The organism is Oryzobacter terrae, from assembly GCF_042756445.1.
GTDB classification, from domain to species: domain Bacteria; phylum Actinomycetota; class Actinomycetes; order Actinomycetales; family Dermatophilaceae; genus Oryzobacter; species Oryzobacter terrae.
Map to the genome: position 1 here is coordinate 2,237,147 of NZ_CP170578.1, position 18,982 is coordinate 2,256,128.

The 18,982-nt window shown below is 71.7% G+C and carries 23 protein-coding genes; 7 read left to right on the forward strand and 16 right to left on the reverse strand.

Annotated features, from left to right (window positions below; all coding sequences use genetic code 11):
• Positions 1–9: 9 nt before the first annotated feature.
• The 8 genes from ACFWN3_RS10565 to ACFWN3_RS10600 form a co-directional block, all read right to left on the reverse strand.
• Entirely contained in the window at positions 10–336 is a 327-nt protein-coding gene (locus ACFWN3_RS10565; RefSeq protein ID WP_377639340.1) for a phenol hydroxylase subunit P4, read from the reverse strand.
• Complete coding sequence (locus ACFWN3_RS10570; RefSeq protein ID WP_377639342.1) at positions 333–1,877, reverse strand: YHS domain-containing protein; 1,545 nt, start codon at positions 1,875–1,877, stop codon at positions 333–335. Before ACFWN3_RS10570 ends, ACFWN3_RS10565 begins: the two co-directional genes overlap by 4 nt.
• Positions 1,878–1,892: 15 nt before the next feature.
• Complete coding sequence (locus ACFWN3_RS10575; protein WP_377639344.1) at positions 1,893–2,186, reverse strand: MmoB/DmpM family protein; 294 nt, start codon at positions 2,184–2,186, stop codon at positions 1,893–1,895.
• Positions 2,187–2,202: 16 nt separating this feature from the next.
• Positions 2,203–3,234, reverse strand: a complete 1,032-nt coding sequence (locus ACFWN3_RS10580; protein WP_377639346.1) for a phenol hydroxylase — start codon at positions 3,232–3,234, stop codon at positions 2,203–2,205.
• Between the two features lie 67 nt (positions 3,235–3,301).
• Positions 3,302–3,727 (reverse strand): hypothetical protein, encoded by a 426-nt coding sequence (locus ACFWN3_RS10585; protein WP_377639348.1) that lies wholly within the window; start codon positions 3,725–3,727, stop codon positions 3,302–3,304.
• Positions 3,711–4,220 (reverse strand): heme-binding protein, encoded by a 510-nt coding sequence (locus tag ACFWN3_RS10590; RefSeq protein ID WP_377639350.1) that lies wholly within the window; start codon positions 4,218–4,220, stop codon positions 3,711–3,713. Before ACFWN3_RS10590 ends, ACFWN3_RS10585 begins: the two co-directional genes overlap by 17 nt.
• Before the next feature lie 92 nt (positions 4,221–4,312).
• The gene (locus tag ACFWN3_RS10595; RefSeq protein ID WP_377639352.1) at positions 4,313–5,227 is read right to left on the reverse strand and encodes a catechol 2,3-dioxygenase; all 915 of its coding nucleotides are present in this window, start codon (positions 5,225–5,227) and stop codon (positions 4,313–4,315) included.
• The gene (locus ACFWN3_RS10600; RefSeq protein ID WP_377639354.1) at positions 5,215–5,616 is read right to left on the reverse strand and encodes a 2Fe-2S iron-sulfur cluster-binding protein; all 402 of its coding nucleotides are present in this window, start codon (positions 5,614–5,616) and stop codon (positions 5,215–5,217) included. The genes ACFWN3_RS10595 and ACFWN3_RS10600 overlap by 13 nt, the downstream gene beginning before the upstream one ends.
• 195 nt (positions 5,617–5,811) lie before the next feature.
• Here ACFWN3_RS10600 and ACFWN3_RS10605 point away from each other — a divergent pair, with 195 nt between their 5' ends.
• Together ACFWN3_RS10605 and ACFWN3_RS10610 are read left to right on the forward strand one after the other, a co-directional pair.
• Entirely contained in the window at positions 5,812–6,636 is an 825-nt protein-coding gene (locus ACFWN3_RS10605; protein WP_377645581.1) for an alpha/beta fold hydrolase, read from the forward strand.
• Between the two features lie 211 nt (positions 6,637–6,847).
• Positions 6,848–7,792 carry an AraC family transcriptional regulator gene (locus ACFWN3_RS10610; RefSeq protein WP_377639356.1) on the forward strand — a complete coding sequence of 315 codons (945 nt, stop codon included), beginning with the start codon at positions 6,848–6,850 and terminating at the stop codon, positions 7,790–7,792.
• Between the two features lie 2 nt (positions 7,793–7,794).
• Here the strand turns inward: ACFWN3_RS10610 and ACFWN3_RS10615 are convergent, their stop codons facing one another.
• From ACFWN3_RS10615 to ACFWN3_RS10625, 3 genes are all read right to left on the reverse strand, one after another.
• Entirely contained in the window at positions 7,795–7,971 is a 177-nt protein-coding gene (locus tag ACFWN3_RS10615) for a hypothetical protein (protein ID WP_377639358.1), read from the reverse strand.
• A 47-nt stretch (positions 7,972–8,018) separates the two neighbouring features.
• The gene (locus tag ACFWN3_RS10620) at positions 8,019–8,762 is read right to left on the reverse strand and encodes an enoyl-CoA hydratase-related protein (RefSeq protein ID WP_377639360.1); all 744 of its coding nucleotides are present in this window, start codon (positions 8,760–8,762) and stop codon (positions 8,019–8,021) included.
• 192 nt (positions 8,763–8,954) lie between these two features.
• The gene (locus tag ACFWN3_RS10625; protein ID WP_377639362.1) at positions 8,955–9,428 is read right to left on the reverse strand and encodes a nitroreductase; all 474 of its coding nucleotides are present in this window, start codon (positions 9,426–9,428) and stop codon (positions 8,955–8,957) included.
• A gap of 105 nt (positions 9,429–9,533) precedes the next feature.
• Here ACFWN3_RS10625 and ACFWN3_RS10630 point away from each other — a divergent pair, with 105 nt between their 5' ends.
• The gene (locus ACFWN3_RS10630; RefSeq protein WP_377639364.1) at positions 9,534–10,229 is read left to right on the forward strand and encodes a TetR/AcrR family transcriptional regulator; all 696 of its coding nucleotides are present in this window, start codon (positions 9,534–9,536) and stop codon (positions 10,227–10,229) included.
• 27 nt (positions 10,230–10,256) lie between these two features.
• Here ACFWN3_RS10630 and ACFWN3_RS10635 read toward each other — a convergent pair whose 3' ends face one another.
• The 5 genes from ACFWN3_RS10635 to dnaA form a co-directional block, all read right to left on the reverse strand.
• Positions 10,257–10,844: a DUF721 domain-containing protein gene (locus ACFWN3_RS10635; protein WP_377639366.1), complete on the reverse strand. Its 588-nt coding sequence runs from the start codon at positions 10,842–10,844 to the stop codon at positions 10,257–10,259.
• Complete coding sequence (recF, locus tag ACFWN3_RS10640; protein ID WP_377639367.1) at positions 10,837–12,036, reverse strand: DNA replication/repair protein RecF; 1,200 nt, start codon at positions 12,034–12,036, stop codon at positions 10,837–10,839. The genes ACFWN3_RS10635 and recF overlap by 8 nt, the downstream gene beginning before the upstream one ends.
• 10 nt (positions 12,037–12,046) lie before the next feature.
• Complete coding sequence (gene gnd, locus ACFWN3_RS10645) at positions 12,047–13,174, reverse strand: phosphogluconate dehydrogenase (NAD(+)-dependent, decarboxylating) (RefSeq protein ID WP_377639369.1); 1,128 nt, start codon at positions 13,172–13,174, stop codon at positions 12,047–12,049.
• 79 nt (positions 13,175–13,253) lie between these two features.
• Positions 13,254–14,387 (reverse strand): DNA polymerase III subunit beta, encoded by a 1,134-nt coding sequence (dnaN, locus tag ACFWN3_RS10650; protein WP_377639371.1) that lies wholly within the window; start codon positions 14,385–14,387, stop codon positions 13,254–13,256.
• Between the two features lie 742 nt (positions 14,388–15,129).
• Positions 15,130–16,635: a chromosomal replication initiator protein DnaA gene (gene dnaA / locus ACFWN3_RS10655; protein WP_377645583.1), complete on the reverse strand. Its 1,506-nt coding sequence runs from the start codon at positions 16,633–16,635 to the stop codon at positions 15,130–15,132.
• Between the two features lie 404 nt (positions 16,636–17,039).
• Here dnaA and rpmH point away from each other — a divergent pair, with 404 nt between their 5' ends.
• Genes rpmH through yidC form a run of 4 tightly spaced genes read left to right on the forward strand, consistent with a single transcriptional unit; the run spans position 17,040 to position 18,974 of the window.
• Positions 17,040–17,177, forward strand: a complete 138-nt coding sequence (gene rpmH / locus ACFWN3_RS10660) for a 50S ribosomal protein L34 (protein WP_013885212.1) — start codon at positions 17,040–17,042, stop codon at positions 17,175–17,177.
• 10 nt (positions 17,178–17,187) lie between these two features.
• Entirely contained in the window at positions 17,188–17,553 is a 366-nt protein-coding gene (gene rnpA / locus ACFWN3_RS10665; protein ID WP_377639373.1) for a ribonuclease P protein component, read from the forward strand.
• A complete protein-coding gene (yidD, locus tag ACFWN3_RS10670) occupies positions 17,550–17,894 on the forward strand; it encodes a membrane protein insertion efficiency factor YidD (protein ID WP_377639375.1) in 345 nt (114 codons plus the stop codon). The genes rnpA and yidD overlap by 4 nt, the downstream gene beginning before the upstream one ends.
• Positions 17,895–17,954: 60 nt before the next feature.
• On the forward strand, positions 17,955–18,974 hold the full coding sequence (gene yidC, locus ACFWN3_RS10675) for a membrane protein insertase YidC (protein ID WP_377639377.1): 1,020 nt from the start codon (positions 17,955–17,957) through the stop codon (positions 18,972–18,974).
• Positions 18,975–18,982: the final 8 nt, after the last annotated feature.

Genomic DNA, 18,982 nt, shown 5'->3' on the forward strand with positions numbered 1-18,982 from the left:
GGACGCCGGTCAGGCGGCCAGACGGGTCCCGATGACGTCCTTGTGCTCCACACCGAGCTCGGCGAGCGTCTGGTCGTCGCGCGGGGTGAACTCCTGCCCGTGCAGGGTCCAGACCCGCGGGGCGGCGGGGTCGAAGTCGGGGTCCTCCTGCGCGAACGGCACGACGACGCCGGCCCAGAAGTCGCCCCACGTCATCGCCCTCGGGGCCCGGAAGCAGGCGGCCGCGGCGAACCACAGGGTGTCGGTGAACCACAGGTGGACCAGCTGGTCGTCCCCGTAGAGCTCCTGGCGGGAGCGGGAGGGGAAGTCGTAGGTCCCGATGCTCTTGACGGTCATGAGGTCGCCTCCTTCGGTGCGGTGCGGGCGTGGTCGTCGTGCCACGTGTTCCAGTTGTTCTCGTCGACCGAGCCCTTGTACTCGCCGCCGTCGCCCTCCTCGAGGCCGTACCACTGGAGGACGTCGGGCAGCGTCGGCCCGCCGCAGTTGCCCTGGTAGATCTGGTGGACGGGCAGCCAGGCCTGGACGTACTTCTCGGGCTCGCGCTCGAAGATCCACTGGCAGCCGTTGGAGCAGGTCTGGAACTTCTCGCCCCGGTACTCCGAGTCGCGCTGGCAGATCGTCGTCGGGTCGCCCGGCTCGGTGAAGAGCATCGGCACCTGGCACACCTGGCAGAGCTGAGGCAGCCCTCGCCAGAAGTGCCGCCCGCCGGCCTCGATGTTCTTCTCCTCCTTGGCCCACAGCGGCTGGTAGTGCTGCTCGAAGGTGTCGGGGTAGTTCTCGGCGAGCCACCGCTGGTGGTCCGCGTCGGGGACCGAGGTGGTGAAGGCCGCCGCGTGCGAGAACTGGTAGAGGGTCCAGTAGACCTGGTGGGACAGGGTCTCCTTCTCGGCGATCGCGTCGTCGACGTGCCGCGGCGGCGTGATGCCGTAGAAGGCGAGGTCGGCGAAGAGGCCGCCGAGCATCTGCTCCTCGAAGTAGAGCTCGAAGGACTCCTTCCAGCTCATCACCTTGCGCGGGAGCATGTAGTCGAGCATCTGGGCGACGAGCGCCGTCACCCGGTACCCGCGCCAGAACCACTTGTCGATCCACGCCTGGACGATCGGGACGTTGCCCTCGTCCTGCTCGAGGATGAACTTGATCGCCTCGAGGCCCAGGGTCATGTGCCGCGACTCGTCGGACTGGGCCGAGAAGCCGAACGTCATCGTCGGCAGGTCGCCGTTGAACGACGCGCCGGACATGAAGGGCACGAAGAGGAGGTTCGTCAGGAGGTACTCGAAGGAGAACCCGATGGCGATGAGGAACTCGAACGGGCCGGCGGAGAGGGCGTCGTCGAAGAACGACTTCGGTACCGAGAGGTACCAGACGCGTTCGTGCTGCTCGAGGTAGTTGTGGAAGCCGCCGTAGTACTTGTTGTAGTTGCTCAGCGTGTGGATCTCGGTCTGCGTGTGGCGCATCTCGTCGATCGACTGACACAGGGCCGCGAACCGCGGACCGGGGCCGTTGAGGTGGCGCGCCAGGTAGGCGAAGTTGCGGTGCGCCGTGTACTCCAGCGGCGTGACGCCCTGGAGGAAGAGCTTCATCGCGTTGAGGTAGGACGCGTCGGTGAGGCTGAGGTGTCCCTGGCTCTGGGCGAACCCGTCGAGCACGGCGTAGAGGCGCTTGTCCTTCTCCGCCTGGTACTTCGCGTAGGCGTCGACGGTGAGCCGGAAGGGGTCCTCCCACCTGCTCCAGTCGTGGATCTTGATGCCCTCGAACTCGGTGTGGGGGAACACCTCCCTCTTGTCGACGTAGCTCGGCTCCCAGTCGAGGTCTCGGGTCAGCGCCTCGTAGCGCTGCTTCATGGTCAGCTTGCGGGGGGCCTTGGGGGCGATCGTCATGTCTCGCAACCTTTCTCAGTGGTCCCAGGCGATGACGATCTCGTCGTCATCCCATTCCTTGATGTGCCCGAAGTAGCTCACGATGGCGAGCTGGAACTCGTGGGTCTCCCACTCGCGACCGAGCCGCTCCTCGACCGCCTCACGGGTGACGACGAGACGGCCGGGTGCGGAGATCCGCACGAGCCCCGGCATGTGCTTGACGGTGCAGCCGGCGTTCGTGGCCTCGATGGCCTCGACGACGGAGCGGTTCGCCTCGCTCTCCTGGATGTCGACGCCCACGGTGCGGGTGGCGGCGGGGGTGATGCTCATGGTGGGTTCCTTCCCGTCAGACCGCGGGGGCGGCGGTGGCGGCGGCGGTGGCGGCGGCGGTCGCCGCCTCGCGGAGGGCGTCGGCCGTGGCCTCGACGGCACCGACCGCCCCGGACCCGACGAGCTCGTCGGCCCGCAGGGCCACGGGCCGCACCGCGACCAGGGCCGCGTCGAGCGCCTCGAGGGTCGTCGACGCGAGGAGCGCGGCGTTGGTGGCCCCGGTTTCGGGGTCGGCGGCCCAGGCCTTGTAGAGGGCGTCGACCCACTTGCGCTGGTCCGTGAACCACGTGGCGAAGTGCTGGGCGACGAGGCTGTACGACCCGGCGCCGGACTCGATGGCCGCGTCGTCGAGGTGGGTGTGGAACAGCGCGTAGACGAGCCGGTCGGTCACGTCGAGGCGGACGAGGGCCCGCCCCCAGTCCTTGTCGAGGAAGAGCTCCTCGACGAAGCGACGCAGGCCCTGGAGGGCCTCGTCCTCGACCCAGCGGTTCTTGGCGTCACCGAGCAGCTCGGCCGTGCCGCCGCCGATGGCGATGCCGAGCCGGCTCAGCGACTGCGCGTTGCCGATCCGGTCGAACGCGGAGTACGCGGCGCACTGGGTGATCGTCGTGCCGAACCCGAACCGGGCGACGTCGCACAGGACCATCTGGGCGCCCGACTCGTAGTGGCGCAGCGGGACGAGGAGCTCGCCGACGAGCGCGGACCACTCCTGCGGGAGGCGCGAGAGGAGGTCGCGCGAGTCCAGGTAGTCCAGTGTCGAGGCCATCGCCTCGGCCATGGCGGCCCGCGACGCGACGTACGGCGCGTAGTAGAACTGCCGCGGGTCGGTGAAGGAGTAGGGGTCGGTGAGGCGGAACCCGCTGAGGGTCGCGTCGTAGAGCTCGTGCTCGGGGTCCCAGAGCGGTCGGTAGTGGAAGTTCTCCTTGGCCTGGATGTCGATCGTCCCCTCCTCGTAGCGCGAGGCGGGGCGGTCTCCGTAGCGCTTGACGAGGTGGGTGAAGGTCTTGCGCTGCGGTTCGATGACCTGGGTTCGCAGTTCGTACTGCACGGTGCCTCCTCGGGGCGGGTGCTGCGGTCGGTGGCGGAACGGGGTTCGGCCTGGAGCCGTACGGGGGTCAGGGGACGCGGTGGGTGACGCCGGACTCGACGAGCAGGCGGATCAGGAGGTCGGGGAGCGCGTCGACGTCCTCGAGCTCGACGGGCTCCTCCGATGCGATGCCGTCGCCGACGAGGCGGCCGTAGGCGGTGCCGTCCTCGAAGGTCGTCGACACCCGGGCGGCGCGGCCCCGGTGGGTGACACGGAAGGCGAGCTCGGTGGGGAGGGTCTCGTCGACGAGGTCGAGGCGGTCGTCGGACGGGCCGAGGATCGCGTTGGCCTCGCTGACGAGCTGCTCGGCGAGCGAGCGGATCATCACCTGGCGGTCGGCGCCGGTCCCGGTGGCGATCCGCCGGCTCAGGCGGGTGACGGGCTGGGGCGCGAGCGCCTCGAGCACGGCGGCGTCCCCCTCGGGGGTGCCGACGAGCTCAGCGACTCGCTGCATGAACGGCGTCATGGTGCGTCCTCTCGATGACGGTGCGGTGGGAGCCGGGGACGGTCGGCGTCCCGGTGATCGCGGCGACGACCGCCGCGGCCCCCGCCAACGCGACGTCCTCGTCCTGGGCTGCGGACCCGCCCGACACGCCGACGGCGCCGATCCAGGAGCCGCCGACCGTGATCGGGACGCCACCGCCGAAGGCCGCGACGCGACCGCGCTGGCCGATGCCCTCGCGGACCGCGTCCTCGGCGGAGATCGCGTCGTAGAGGCCGTCGGTCGGCAGGCCCCCGAAGGCCGTCACCGTCCAGGCCTTGTCCTGCGCGATGCCGCCGGAGGCCGCGAACGACCCGTCCATCCGGGCGAAGGCGAGCAGGGCGCCGGCCCGGTCGGTGACGGCGATGTTGAACGACCCTCCGACCCGCTCGGCACGCCGGAGGGCGGCATCGAGGGCGACACGGGCGCCGTCGTAGGTCAGGACGAGCTCGGAACGGAGCAGCACGGGATGTCTCCTCGTCGGCGATGACGGTGTCTCGGGCAGGGTCCGACGCGGTGTCGGCGGCACGGGCCGCCGACACCGGTCGGGGTGGTCGGTCAGGTGAGGACCGAGGTGAAGGCGTCGTTGAGCTCGCGCGAGTGGTAGAACACGCCCTTGCCGAGCGCCTCCGGGGTCCACACGTGCATCGGTCGGTCCGGGTAGGACAGGTAGCCGCCCGAGAACACCTCGTTGCGGTTGCCCGAGGGGTCGAAGAAGTAGACGGTCTGCCCGCGGGTGATGCCGTGGCGGGTCGGGCCGACGTCGATCGGGACGTCGTCCATCGAGAACAGGTCCGCGGCGCGGCCGACCTCGGTCCAGTCGTTGAGCCGGAACGCGAAGTGGTGCAGCTTGCCCTGGGGGCCCGAGAGCACCGCGAGCTGGTGGATCTGGGTGCTGTTCGTCATCCAGGTGGCAATGATGTCGGCATCGGCGTCGAGGCTCGTCTGGACCCGCTCGCTGGCGTAGAAGCCGAAGACGTCGCTGAGGAAGCGGTCCATCAGGCCCGGGTCCTCGGCGGTGATGAGCGAGTGGTCGAGGGCCGGCACGCCGACGCCCACGAGGTGGCGGGGGAACGCGTCGGGGTTGTGGGTCCCGACCTCGGTGCCGACGAGGGTGGCCTCGTGGTAGACCTCGAAGACGTGGTCGGAGGGGGTGGTGAACCGGATGCCGTCACCGATCTCGGGGTTCTCGCCCCAGCTCATCCGCTCGACGGTGACGCCGAAGGCCCTGGCCCTGGCCTCGATGTCGTCGAGGTCGCTGGAGTGCTGCACCTTCCAGCCGTACTTGACGAGGCCGACGCCGCCCTCCTCGAGGACGACCGAGTGGTGGTCCCACTCGTCCCAGGCCTTGTAGTAGACCTTGTTGTCCTCGGCGAGGGTCTCGTAGAGCCCCATCGTGTTGGCGTAGTGGTCCTTGGCCTCGGCCAGGTCCGTGACGCGGACGTGGGCGTAGCCCAACCTCATGACTCCCATGACTGCTCCTTGTGGGTCGTGCCGGACGCGTCGATCGCGGCGGCGTGCGCCGCGGCGCGCTGCCGGGCCCTGTCGTTGATCTGGTGGAGGAAGCGGTTGACGAGGCGGATTTCCTCGCCCCTCAGCTCGATGGTGATGTCGCCCTCGGGGACGGCCCGGCAGGTGAGGCAGGTGCCGTCCCCCCGCTCGTCGGCGCTGAGCACCGTGTCGGCGATGGGGTGGTGGTAGGCGAACGAGCCGGACCGGCAGTCGACCTTGCAGATCGCACAGCCGCCGCGCCGGCAGCCGACCGTGTAGGCGAACCCCGCCCGGTAGAGACCGCTGAGCACGGTCTCCTCGGGCTCGAGGTGGATGACCTCGCCCGTCGGGTGGATCGTCACGGTCGGCACTGGCGCTCCCTTGCGTTCAGTGGTGGGGCGGCGGGTGCCGCGTCCTGCACCGAGAGTCGCCGGGCAACCCGTCGGGAACCACGGTCGTTCCTCACGATGGAACGGGCGCCGCGCGGACCGGTGCCCGCGTGGGTTCATGGCGGGGGCACCCGATGCCCCGCAGCCCGACCCCAGGAGGACCGTCCGTTGAGCACCGTGACCACGCAGACCAGCCCCGAGATCGCCAGGACGGTCGACGTCGGCGGCATCGCGACGAACTATCACGACGAGGGCTCGGGCCCGCCGGTCGTCCTCATCCACGGGTCCGGACCCGGGGTGACCGCCTACGCCAACTGGCGCCTGACCATCCCCGAGCTGGCGACGCGCTACCGCGTCATCGCCCCCGACATCCTCGGCTTCGGCTACACCGAGCGCCCCGAGGGCGTGCGGTACGGGATGGAGTCGTGGACCTCCCACCTGCTCGGCTTCCTCGATGCCCTCGGGCTGGAGAAGGTCGCCCTCGTCGGCAACAGCTTCGGCGGGGCGCTGGCGCTGAGCATGGCGACCCGGGCGCCCGAGCGGGTCGAGAAGCTCGTCCTCATGGGCAGCGTGGGGGTCCCCTTCGAGATCACGCCGGGGCTGGACGCCGTGTGGGGCTTCGAGCCCTCGCTCGAGGCGATGCGCGAGCTGATGGGCGTCTTCGCCCACGACCGCTCCCTGCTCACCGACGACCTGGCCCGCTCCCGGCTCGAGGCCGCGACCCGGCCCGGCATCCACGAGGCCTTCAGCTCGATGTTCCCGGCGCCGCGCCAGCGCAGCGTCGACGCCATGACGGTCGACGAGGCGCTCATCCGTGCCATCGCCGTGCCGACCCTGGTCGTCCACGGCCGGGACGACCAGGTCATCCCGCTCACGAACTCCCTGCGGCTCCTCGAGCTCATCGACACCTCGCAGCTGCACGTCTTCGGGCGGTGCGGGCACTGGGTGCAGATCGAGCACGCGGCGGACTTCGCGCGCCTCGTGGGCGACTTCCTGGCCTGAGGCGGACACCGGAACCTCCCTCCACCTCGTCGTCGAGATGCCGGGACGCTAGGCGCGGGCCGCGACGACCACCATCCAGCCGGCGCCGTCCCGGTCCGCTGGGCGAAGCCGATGGGGACGGGCGTGCGAGGGCGGGGGGGACCCCGAGGGGGGTTGAGTCGTCGTCACCCGGCGGCGAGAATGGCCCGGATCGAGGGACGAGGAGGTCCCGATGCACCGTCCGCCGGCGTCGGCCTCGTCGTTCGAGGACTGGCAGGGCGTCCACGACGCCGTGGCCGAGGCGTACTTCCCGCACGCCATGCGCGCCCTCTCGCGGGGACCGGCGGGGACCTCGGAGGTGGGCGTCGTCGACCTCGGGCCCTGCCGTGTCACCCGGATGACGCTCGGGGCCACGGTGCGCGTCACCACCGACCATCCGGGGGCCTTCGCCGTCAACACCGCCCTCTCGGGTCACCTCGAGCACCGCGTCGCCGGCCGGTCCGTCGTCTCCGACGAGCAGTGGGCCACCATCTGCCCCCCGGACACCTCGATGCAGCTCCCCGCCTGGGACTCCTCCTGCACGCTGCTCGGCTTCCGGGTCGAGGAGGAGTTCATGGCCCGCGAGCACGAGCGGGTGCTGGCGCGGCGCGTGGTCCCCCTCCCTGCTCGGCTCGACCTGCGGACGCCGGCCGGTCACCAGTGGGTGTCGTGGGTCCGGGTGGTCGTCGACCAGGCGTCCTCGGTGCCCGGGGGCCTGCACGCGGATCCGCTGATGCGCCGTCGGATGAGCGAGATGCTCGTGGCCGGACTGCTGCTCGCCGCGACCCCCGACGACGAGGCGCCCCGGGTGGGCACGCGTCCCCGGGTCGTCCGGCGGGCGATGTCCGCGATGGAGGAGGACCCGGCGAGGGCGTGGTCACCCGGCGACCTCGCTGCCCTGGCCGGCGTCAGCGTGCGGCGACTCCAGCAGGGCTTTCGCGAGTACGTGGGCATGACCCCGTTCCAGTACCTCCACGACCTGCGCCTCGAGCGCGCCCACCAGGACCTGGTCCACGCCGAGGCGAGGGTGGGCGTCACCGAGGTCGCGATGCGGTGGGGCCTCACCCACACGGGGCGGTTCGCCGCCGACTACCGCGCCAAGTTCGGTCAGTCGCCCTCGCAGACGCTGCGCGGCTGAGGTCAGCCTCCGTCCGGGGCCGGCCGGTCGTGGCCGGCCCACGTCGACGGCGGGTCGCTGCCCGGGAAGGACTCCTCGTCCATCTCGTCGACGAGGGCGTCGTCGTGGGCGAAGTCCGCGTCGGCCTGCGACCCCGCGGGCTCGACGCCCTCCGGCTGCTCCTGCGACTGCTCGGTCACCCCCCGAGGCTACTCCCCGTGCCGGGGACGCCCCGGGCGCACGGAGGTCAGCGCCGGATCGCCGCGGCCATCCGCTCCTGGGCGACCTGGCTGTGGAACAGCAGGCCCGACAGCCGCGCCATCTCGTCGCCCCGGGCGTCGAAGTCGGCGACGAGGTCGGCGGTGAGGAGGCGCTTGGCCTCGACCAGGCCCTGACGGGCACCGGCCCGCAGGTCGTCGAGGACGCCCGCGACCGCGGCGTCCATCCCCGCCTCGTCGACGACACCGGTGACCAGGCCGTGCTCGAGGGCCTCGGCGGCGGCGAACTGGCGCCCGGTGAGGAACCAGGCCGACGCCGCACGCGGGCTGAGCCGGGCCCGCAGCGGGATCGAGATGACCGCCGCGGCCAGGCCCAGGCGCACCTCGGTGAGGGCGAAGGTGACGTCGTCGCGGCACACGACGATGTCCGAGGACGCAACGAGCCCGAGACCGCCGGCGCGCACCGGGCCGTCGAGCCGGGTGACCACGGGGACCGGCAGGGCGGCGATCGAGCGCTGGAGCGCGATGATCGAGCGCGCCGCCTCGACCATGTCGACGGTCGCCGCCTCCTTGAGGTCGGCCCCCGCGCAGAAGACCGGGTGCGACGAGCGGAGCAGGACGCCGTGGAGGGACTCGTCGGCGCCGGCCTCGGCGAGCGCCTGGCCCAGCTCGGCGACGAGCCGTCGGGACAGCGCGTTGCGGTTGCCCGGGGAGTCGAGGGTGATGACCGCGATCCGGTCCTCGTCGTGCCGCTGCACCAGTGCGTCGCTCACGGCCCCGACCCTAGCCAACCTGGTCGAGGCACCCCGGCTCTCCCGCCGCGTGTGCTCGAGTGGCTGCCCCCACGACCACCTCAGCACACGCGGCGCGAAGGGACGGTCGCGTGTGCTCGAGTGGCTGCCCCCACGACCACCTCAGCACACGCGACGGGTGGAGGGGTGGCGTGGCATCAGGGGAGAGGACGGTCAGGCGGGGGTGACCCGCAGGACGGGGAAGCCGGGGGCGGCGGCCTCGAGCTCGGCGTCGGTGGAGTCCTTCGTCAGGCCCTCGACGAAGCGGCCGACCTCCCAGCCCCAGCGGTCGAGGTAGACCCGCAGGACCGGGGCGCGCTGCTCGACCGGCAGCTCGGTGAGGACGACCCGCTCGGTCCGGCGCCCGAGGCCCAGCTCGCCGCCGCCGGCCGCCCGGGCGTTGCGCACCCACTGGGTGTTCCCCCGCGGGGCGACGAGGTAGCGCTCGCCGTCGAGGGTCATGAGGTTGACGACGACGCGCCGCGGGAGGCCGCTGCGCCGTCCCGGGACGACGAGGACGCGCGAGCCCATGACGCTGATGCCCCGCTCGGCGAGCCAGCGGACCGCCACCTGGGACCAGCGGTCCATCCGGCCACCCGGCGGGACGTAGCGGGTGGGATCGGTGGCGTCGCGGTTGCCCTGGTTCACGGTGGTCTCCTCAAAGTGTGAGCGGTGCTCTCGTTTCCCAGTGTGGGGTGACAGGGGAGCGAATGTCAAGAGCAGTGCTCTCGGTTCCTGTGCGAGAATGGCCGCGTGCCTCCCACCCGTGCCGACCGCCGCCAGGACGTCACCGTCCGGATCCTCGAGATCGCCCGTCGGCACCTCGCGGAGGAGGGCGCGGGCTCGTTGTCGCTGCGCGCGGTCACCCGTGAGCTCGGCATGGTCTCCTCGGCGGTGTACCGGTACGTGGCCAACCGCGACGAGCTGCTCACCCTCCTGGTCGTCGACGCGTACACCGACCTCGCCGACGCGGTCGACCTCGCGGTGGCCGACGCCGCCCGCAGGGGCTGGCAGCAGCGCGTCGTCACCGCCGCCCTGGCCTTCCGGTCGTGGGCGGTCGCCGACCCGGCGCGGTACGCCCTGCTCTACGGCAGCCCGGTCCCCGGGTACACGGCGCCCGCGGAGCTCACCACCGAGCCGGGAACCCGGGTCGTCCTCCTCCTCGCCCGGCTCGTCGCCGAGGGGGTCGAGCGCGGTGACGTCGTCCCGGTCACCGACGGCCTCGCCGTCGGCCGCCCGCTCGCGGCCGGGCTGGTCCCGGTCGCGGAGGAGGCGGGGATCCCCGGCGGCGCGGCGGTCACCGCACGCGCCCTGCACCTCTGGTCGACCCTCGTCGGAGCCGTGAGCCTCGAGGTGTTCGGGCAGTTCGGCCCCGAGGGCCCGCCCGAGCCGGAGGCCCTCCTCGAGCACCAGGTCCGACTCGTCCTGCACAGCCTCACCAACGGCTGAGCGGATCACCCTGTCCCACAGGCGAACTCACCCGTAGGTGTCGCGAGGGCCGCGCCCGTCCTGGACCCGCTTCGAGCCGTGCTTCCACGTCGGGCCCGCCGGTCCGACGACGCGGATCTCGGTGACGGTGCCCTCACCGACGTCCTCGGCGAGGCGGCCGAGCAGGCTCGAGGAGAGCAGGCGCAGCTGGGTCGCCCACGACGTGGAGTCGGCGCGCACCGTGAGGACCCCCTCGGTGAAGTCGACGGGCTGGCAGTGCTGCGACACGTCGGGCCCGACGATCGAGGCCCAGCGCCCGATGACGGCCCCGACCGCGACGTCGGCCCCCCAGCCCCGCTCGACGACGAACTGGTCGAGCTGGTCGCCGAGCAGCTGTGGGTCGCGCCCGGTGGACCGGCGGTCGACCGGGACGTCCTTGGTCCGGCGTCGGGCCTTGAGCCCGGGACGCAGCCCTTTCGCCCGGGCCGCGGCCCGCGCCCTGGCGAGCGCCGAACGGGCCGCCTCGGCCGCGTCGCCCGTCGAGGAGGGCTCGACATCCGCTGCGCCGGACCCGTTCTCGTCACCAGGATCCGGGGGAAGGCGGCCGTCGCCCGTGTCCTTCGGACCCTCACCCATCCTCGGACACCTCTCCCAGCCGCACGGCGTACGAGCGACCGGCCAGGCCCTCGGGGACGTCGGCGGGCACGGCGGCGGTGATGAGCACCTGCTCGCAGTCGGCGACCATGGCGGCCAGCCGCTCCCGGCGCCCCGAGTCGAGCTCGGCGAAGACGTCGTCGAGGACGAGGACGGGGTCGTCGCCGAGGTCGGTGCGCAGCAACTGGAACGCGGCGAGCTTGAGCCCGAGCGCGAACGACCACGACTCCCCGTGGCTGGCGTAGCCCTTGGCCGGCAGCTCGCCGAGGGTGAGGACCATGTCGTCGCGGTGGGGGCCGACGAGGCACACGCCCCGCTCGACCTCGGCGGTGCGCACCTCGGCCAGCGACGCGAGGAGCTCGTCGTGCAGCTCGGCGACCTCGGGGACCTCACCGTCCGCTAGGCGGGCGGCGGTCTCCTCGCGCACCGAGGCCTTGTACGACACCCGGGCGTCGGACTGCCCGGCGCTCACCTCGTCGTAGGCCTTGGAGAGGTAGGGCCCGAGGTCGCGCAGCAGCCGCAGCCGCGCGTAGAGCAGCTGGGATCCGACCTGGGCGAGGTGCGCGTCCCACACCTCGAGCGTCGACAGCGCCGACTCCCGCTCGGCTGCCGCGTCGACGCCCTCGGTGTACTGGCGCCGGCGTCGGGCGTTGCGGCCCAGGTACGGCTGGGCGGACTTCAGCAGGGCGCCGCGCTGCTTGACGATCTTGTCGTAGTCCGAGCGCACGCCCGCCCAGCGCGGCTGCCGCGCGACGAGGAGCTCGTCGAGGAAGCGACGTCGCTCACCCGGGTCGCCCTTGACCAGCGCCAGGTCCTCGGGCGCGAACAGGACGGTGCGCAGGGTGCCGAGGACGTCGCGCGGGCGGGTCAGCGGCGACTTGTTCAGCCGCGCCCGGTTGGCCCGCCCGGGGTTGATCTCGAGCTCGACGAGCGTCTCGCGCCCGTCGCGGACGACGGCTCCGCGGACCACGGCCTGCTGGGCCCCGAACCGGACGAGGGGGGCGTCGGTCGCGACCCGGTGGCTCGACAGGGTGGCGAGGTAGCCGATCGCCTCGACGAGGTTGGTCTTGCCCTGGCCGTTGAGCCCGACGATCGTGCTGATCCCCGGGCCGAGGGGGAGCTCGGCGCTCGTGTAGCTCCGGAAGTCGCCGACGGAGAGGTGCCGGACGTGCACGCCCGCGCGCTCAGCTCTTCTTGGCGGCGCGCTTCCGCGTCGATCCGGTCCCGGAGGTGGGGCCGGCGCCCGCGGCGCCCTCTCGCTTGCGTGTCGAGCCGGTGCCCGACGACGGGCCGGCGGCGGCGGCGGATCGGCCCTTGGCGGCCGCGGCCTTCGCGGTGCGCGGGGGCTTCTCCTTCGACTCCGCCTTCTTCGTCGCGGTCGTCGCCGCCGCGGGTCCGGCCTCGGCACCGCTGCGCAGCTGCTCGCCCTCGGCGGTCGTCATCACCTGGTGCCCGCCGAACTGGCCGCGCAGCGCGGCGACGGCCTGCATCGTCGGCGAGTGGTCCTGGCGCGAGGCGAACCGGGCGAAGAGCGAGGCCGAGATGACCGGCATGGGCACCGAGAGGTTGAGCGCCTCCTCGACGGTCCACCGACCCTCGCCGGAATCGGAGGTGTAGTCCGAGACGTCCTCGAGCGTCGGGTTCTCCTCGAGCGCCACGACCATGAGGTCGAGCAGCCAGGACCGCACGACGGTCCCGCGGCTCCACGCCTTGAACGCACCGGGGACGTTCTCGACGATGTCCTTCTTCTGGAGCAGCTCGTAGCCCTCGGCGTACGCGTGCATGAGGCCGTACTCGATGCCGTTGTGCACCATCTTCGTGTAGTGCCCCGCCCCGACCTTGCCGGCGTGGACGAAGCCCTCGTCGCGCGGGCCCTCGGGGCGCAGCGCGTCGAAGATCGGCATGGCCCGCTTCACGTTCGCCGCCGTGCCCCCGACCATGAGGCCGTAGCCGTTCTCGAGGCCCCAGATCCCGCCGGAGACACCGCAGTCGAGGTAGCCGATCCCCTTGGCCTTGAGCAGCTTCTCGTGCTCGAAGTCGTCGGTGAACTTGCTGTTGCCACCGTCGATGACGAGGTCGCCCTTGTCGAGGAGGTCGGCCAGCTTGGTCACCGTGTCGTGGGTGGGCGCCCCGTGGGGGACCATCACCCACACGACGCGGGGGGCATCGAGCTTCCTGACCATCGCCGCGAGGGAGGCGGCGTCGGAGACCTTCTTGTCGCGGTCGTAGCCGACGACCTCGTGCCCGGCGCGGCGCAGGCGCTCGCGCATGTTGCCGCCCATCTTGCCCAGACCGACCAGACCCAGCTGCATCTCGGAACTCCTCGTGGTGTGGGGCGACGCGGAAAGGTGTTGGGGCGAGGCTACGCCCGGCGGGGCGCCGACCGCCCGGTCAGGACGCGAAGCGGACGGGCATGAGGACGTAGCGGTACGACGTGTCGGCGTCGCCGTCCTCCTCGGCCTGGCCCGAGAGCACCGCCGGGCGCGAGGACTGGGTGAACGAGATCCGCGAGAACGGCGTGCCGACGGCGCCCAGGCCGTCGAGGAGGTACGTGGGGTTGAACGCGATCTCGATCTCGGGACCGGTGAGGCGCGACTCGACGGCCTCGGACGCCTGGGCGTCGTCGCCGGCGCCGGCCTCGATGGTCACCTGGCCGTCGGAGAAGCGCAGCCGGATCGGGGTGTTGCGCTCGGCGACGAGGGCGACGCGCTTGACGGCCTCGACGAGCTCGGCGGTGGAGACGACCGCCTCGGTCTCGGACGTCGTCGGGAAGATCGAGGAGACCTTGGGGTACTCGCCGTCGAGGAGGCGCGTGGTCGACCGTCGTTGGCCGGCCTCGAAGCCGACGAGGCCGTCGCCGCCGGCGGCGGTGCCGAGCGCGACGTCGATCGAGCCGCTCGCCCCGAGGGAGCGCGCGGTGTCGGACAGGGTGCGGGCCGGGATGAGGACGACGTGGCTGGCGTCGGTGCTCGTGGGGTTCCAGTGCAGCTCGCGCATCGCCAGCCGGTAGCGGTCGGTGGCGAGCAGCGTCATCGTGTCGCCCTCGATCTCGACGCGGACCCCGGTGAGGATCGGGAGGGTGTCGCCGCGGTCGGCCGCGACCGAGACCTGGGCGACGGCCTGGGTGAACAGGTGGCCGTCGACCGAGCCGCTCGCCTCGGGGGAGGTCGGCAGCGTCGGGTAGTCGTCGGCGGGCATCATCAGCAGGCTGAAGCGCGAGGAGCCGCACGTCACCTGGACCTTCGAGCCCTCGGTCGAGACGTCGATGGGGCGCGCCGGGAGGTTGCGGGAGATGTCGGCGAGCAGGCGGCCGAGCACGAGGACGGTGCCGGACTCGGCGACGTCGGCGGCGACGGTGATCCGGGCCGAGACCTCGTAGTCGAACGCCGAGAGGGTGAGCGTCCCGTCCTCGTCGGCCTGGAGCAGGATGCCGGCGAGCACCGGCACCGGGGGGCGGGCCGGGAGCCCGCGGGCCACCCACGTGACCGCCTCGGCCAGGACGTCGCGCTCGACGCGGAACTTCACGGCTGTACCCACCTTCGTGCGGCGCGAGGTCATCGCGCCCTGCTCGTGCCCACAGATCTCCCGACCACGAGGTCGTCAGCGGCACGGGGACGTGCCCGACTCCGGCGGGGTGCCCGACACTAGTGCACGCCTTCGGGGTTCGGTACCTCGTCCCGGCGGACTCGTCCGACCGTGTTTGCGCCGGTCACCGGCCGGTCGTCAGCAGGTCGTGGTCGGGGGACGAGATGTCGTTTCCAGGTCTCGTCGTGGCAGTAGGAGCTGTGCACTCTGTGGACGGCGCGACGTCCGCGCAGGTGGCCAACGGGGGCAAGGGGTGTGGACGACCCGTGGACGGACCGGTGGACGACGGCGCCGGGGTGTTGACGGCCGCCGGCGGTTCACACGCCGTCCACGTCGCCGTCCTGTCTCGTCCACGTCGGGAGGGCGGTTGTCCACACGTGTCCACAGGGCCTGTGGACAACCAGGGCTGCGAGAACGGTGTGACCCCTGGGACGGGGGAGTTGTCCACAGGGTTGTTCACACACCGTGGACGCACCGGGCCGTGGCGAGCACCCTCGACCCGAGCGCCGCCACGCGGGGCCACACGGGGCGCCACCGGGCCACAACCTTCGACAACGGCTCTACACAGGCTGGGGACAACCTGTGGACGACGACCCGACGCTGCGGGTGCGAGGCGTGGTCCGCCCACACCACGAGGGCGGGCGCGGGTCGCTGGCCGGTCGCCCGCGGGGCGCCCGGTAGGTCAGTGCGACTGCTGCTTGATCCGGTTGGTCAGCTCGGTGACCTGGTTGTAGATGGCGCGCCGCTCGGCCATCAGCTGGCGGATCTTCTTGTCGGCGTGCATGACCGTCGTGTGGTCGCGGCCGCCGAACTGCTGGCCGATCTTGGGCAACGACAGGTCGGTGAGCTCGCGGCAGAGGTACATCGCGATCTGGCGGGCCGTGACGAGGACCCGGGAGCGGGACTGCCCCTGGAGGTCGTCGAGCGTCAGGCCGAAGTAGGCGGCCGTCTGGGCCATGATCGTCGCCGGTGTCACCTGGCTCGAGGCGTCGTCGGGGATGAGGTCGCGCAGGACGATCTCGGCCAGGCTCATGTCGACCGGCTGGCGGTTGAGGCTGGCGAACGCGGTGACCCGGATGAGGGCGCCCTCGAGCTCGCGGATGTTCGTGGAGATCCGCGAGGCGATGAACTCCAGGACGTCGTCGGGGACCGACAGCCGCTCCTGGATGGCCTTCTTGCGCAGGATCGCGATCCGGGTCTCGAGGTCGGGTGGCTGGACGTCGGTGAGCAGGCCCATCTCGAAGCGGCTGCGCATCCGCGCCTCGAAGCCGCTGAGCAGCTTCGGGGGGACGTCGCTCGTGATGACGACCTGCTTGTTCGCGTTGTGCAGGGTGTTGAACGTGTGGAAGAACTCCTCCTGCGTCTGCACCTTGCCCTGGAGGAACTGGATGTCGTCGATGAGCAGGACGTCGACGTCGCGGTAGCGGCGCTGGAAGTTGCTCGCCTTGTCGTCGCGGATGCTGTTGATGAAGTCGTTGGTGAACTCCTCGGAGTTCACGTACCGCACCTTGACGTGGGGGAAGAGGTTGCGGGCGTAGTGACCGATGGCGTGCAGGAGGTGGGTCTTGCCCAGCCCGGAGTCGCCGTAGATGAAGAGCGGGTTGTACGCCTTGGCCGGCGCCTCGGCGACGGCGACCGCGGCCGCGTGGGCGAACCGGTTGCTCGCCCCGATGACGAAGGTGTCGAACGTGTACTTGGGGTTCAGCCGGGTCAGCTCGACCTGCTCGGGGACCTGCTGGCCGGGGCGGGGCCGGCGGGCGCCGGGGACCTCGACGAGCGGCGGCGCCCCGTGGGCTCCCGCCGGGAGGGCGTCGGCGGCACCGTGGTCGCTGCCGTCGAGCTCGTCCTCGCCGAGGTCGAGCTCGTCGATCTGCTGGCGGCGGTCGGCGGCCCTCGCGTCGTGGCCGTCGTCCTGCGCGTCGGCCTCGGCGGCGGCCGACTCCACGAGGGAGGGGTCGACCGTCACGGCCAGGCGCAGGTCGCGACCGAGCTGGGCGCCCAGGGTGGTCGTGACGCGGTCCCGCAGCCGGGTCTCGACGATGTCCTTGGTGAAGTCGTTCGGGACGGCGATGAGCGCGGTGTCGTCGAGGAGGCCGACGAGCCGGGCGAGGGAGAGGAAAGCCCTCTGCTGCACCGGGATCCCGTCGGAGTCCAGGACCTCGAGGGTCGTCCGCCAGAGCTGGGCCATCGTCGCGTCCGCCACTGGTCGTCGTCCCCGTCCTTCCGCCCCCTCGGGCCCTCGTGCGCTGCCGGCCCCGGGGCCGGTCGTCATCCACATCGTTGTCCACAGGCTGTGGGGATCGCGAGGCGGGGCGTCGTCGGTGTGTCGTTCCGGGGGCGGGGCGTTGCTCCGTGGGATCCTAGAGGGTTTTCCCCAACCCTGTGTACCGTCGCCGCCGGTTTGACCCTCGAGCCTCGCGTCGCGTACCGTGGACGGGCCTGTTGGTCGGCTGTTTTCGCATGCCCGTGACCCGCGCCGAAGTGGTGCCGGGGACCCCCTGAGGGGTCATGGGTTTCCGATGGCAGCCGACCTGAGCAGGCTCCCGAACCCCCGGGCCATTCCGGCCCGCCTCCGAAGATGAGAGAACTGACGTGAGCAAGCGGACCTTCCAGCCGAACAACCGTCGTCGCGCCAAGACGCACGGCTTCCGTCTCCGGATGCGGACCCGCGCCGGTCGCGCGATCCTGGCCGCCCGTCGCCGCAAGGGCCGCTCCGAGCTCTCCGCCTGAGGCCGTCTCGGTGCTGCCGGCGCCGAACCGCCTGCGCGAGCGAGCGGACTTCACGTCGGCGGTCCGGGCCTCCGGAGGTTCTCGGGCCGGCTCCCGGCTCCTCGTGGTCCACGCCCACCAGACCGACGCGCGCGCAGGACTCCCGCCGCGGGTCGGTTTCGTCGTGTCGAGGGCGGTGGGCAACGCGGTCGTCCGCAACCGGACCAGGCGCCGGCTGCGAGCCCTCGTCGCGAGTCGCCTCGAGGGGTTCCCGACGGGGACCGACCTCGTGGTGCGGGCCAACCCGGCAGCCGCGACGGCGACCTCGGGGGAACTCGCGAAGGCCCTGGATCCGTTGGTGCACAGGGTGATCGGTCGAATCGGAGGGATGGCGTGAGCATCGGACGTCTGCTGGTGACGCCGCTGGTGTGGTGCATCCGCGCCTACCAGCGGCTCATCTCCCCGATGCGCCCGCCGACCTGCCGGTACCACCCCTCGTGCTCCGCCTACGCGGTGACCGCGCTCGAGGAGTACGGCCCGCTGCGCGGCTCGTGGATGGCGGTGCGCCGGCTCGGCCGCTGCCACCCGTGGACCCCCGGCGGCGTCGACCACGTCCCGCTGCGTGATCCCGTGACCGGCCGGCCGGTGCCCGGCACCACCGGCCCACGCGGCATCCCCGCCGATCCCGACCAGGAGGCCGACCCGGCCGCACCCCTGGCCGACTCGCACCCCTCCTGACCACCGTCACGACCGTGACACCACTTCGCCGGCGCTGGCCGGCACAGCCGTAAGGACAGCATGGGCGACTTCTTCAACACGATCATGGCCCCCATCGAGTGGCTCGTGGCGTGGATCATGTACGGCTTCCACGCCGGTCTGACCACGCTGGGGCTGCCCGAGGCGTCCGGCTGGACCTGGGCCCTGTCGATCGTCGGGCTCGTGCTCGTCATGCGCGCCGCGATGATCCCGCTGTTCTTCAAGCAGATCATGGCCTCGCGCAAGATGCAGATGATCCAGCCCGAGCTGCAGAAGATCCAGAAGAAGTACAAGGGCAAGACCGACCCCGAGTCGCGTCAGGCGATGACCGCCGAGACGATGGAGCTGTACAAGAAGGAGGGGACCAACCCCTTCTCCTCGTGCCTGCCGATCCTCGCCCAGTCACCGTTCTTCTTCGGGCTCTTCCAGGTCCTCAACGGCCTCGACAACATCGCGGCCGGGACCAAGGGTCCCGTCGGGCCCATCGACAGGGTCGTGGCGGCGCAGGCGGAGTCGGCCTCGATCTTCGGGGCGCAGCTGTCCGACACCTTCCTCGGCAGCGACGCGATGAGCACGAAGATCGTCACGATCGTCCTCATCGTCCTGATGTCGGCCACGACCTTCACGACCCAGCGCCAGCTGATGACGAAGAACATGCCGGCCTCGGCGATGGACAACCCCTTCGCCAAGCAGCAGAAGCTCCTCCTCTACGTGCTGCCGGTCGTCTTCGCCGTCTCGGGCGTCAACTTCCCCCTCGGCGTCCTCGTCTACTGGTTCACGACGAACATCTGGTCGATGTGCCAGCAGTTCTACGTCATCCGCCGCCTGCCGGCCCCCGGCTCGCAGGCCGAGAAGGCGTACCACGCCCGCCTGGCCAAGAAGGGCAAGCCGATCCCCGGCGCCCCCACCGCGGCCGAGGTCGCCGCCGCCGAGGAGGAGGCCAAGCGGGTCGCCGGGCAGCGCGTCCAGCCCGCCTCGAAGAAGCGCAAGAAGAAGCAGGGCGGTGGCCAGCAGCCCGGAGCGAAGAAGCCCGGCACCCCGGCCAAGCCCCCCACGACCTGATCCCCCAG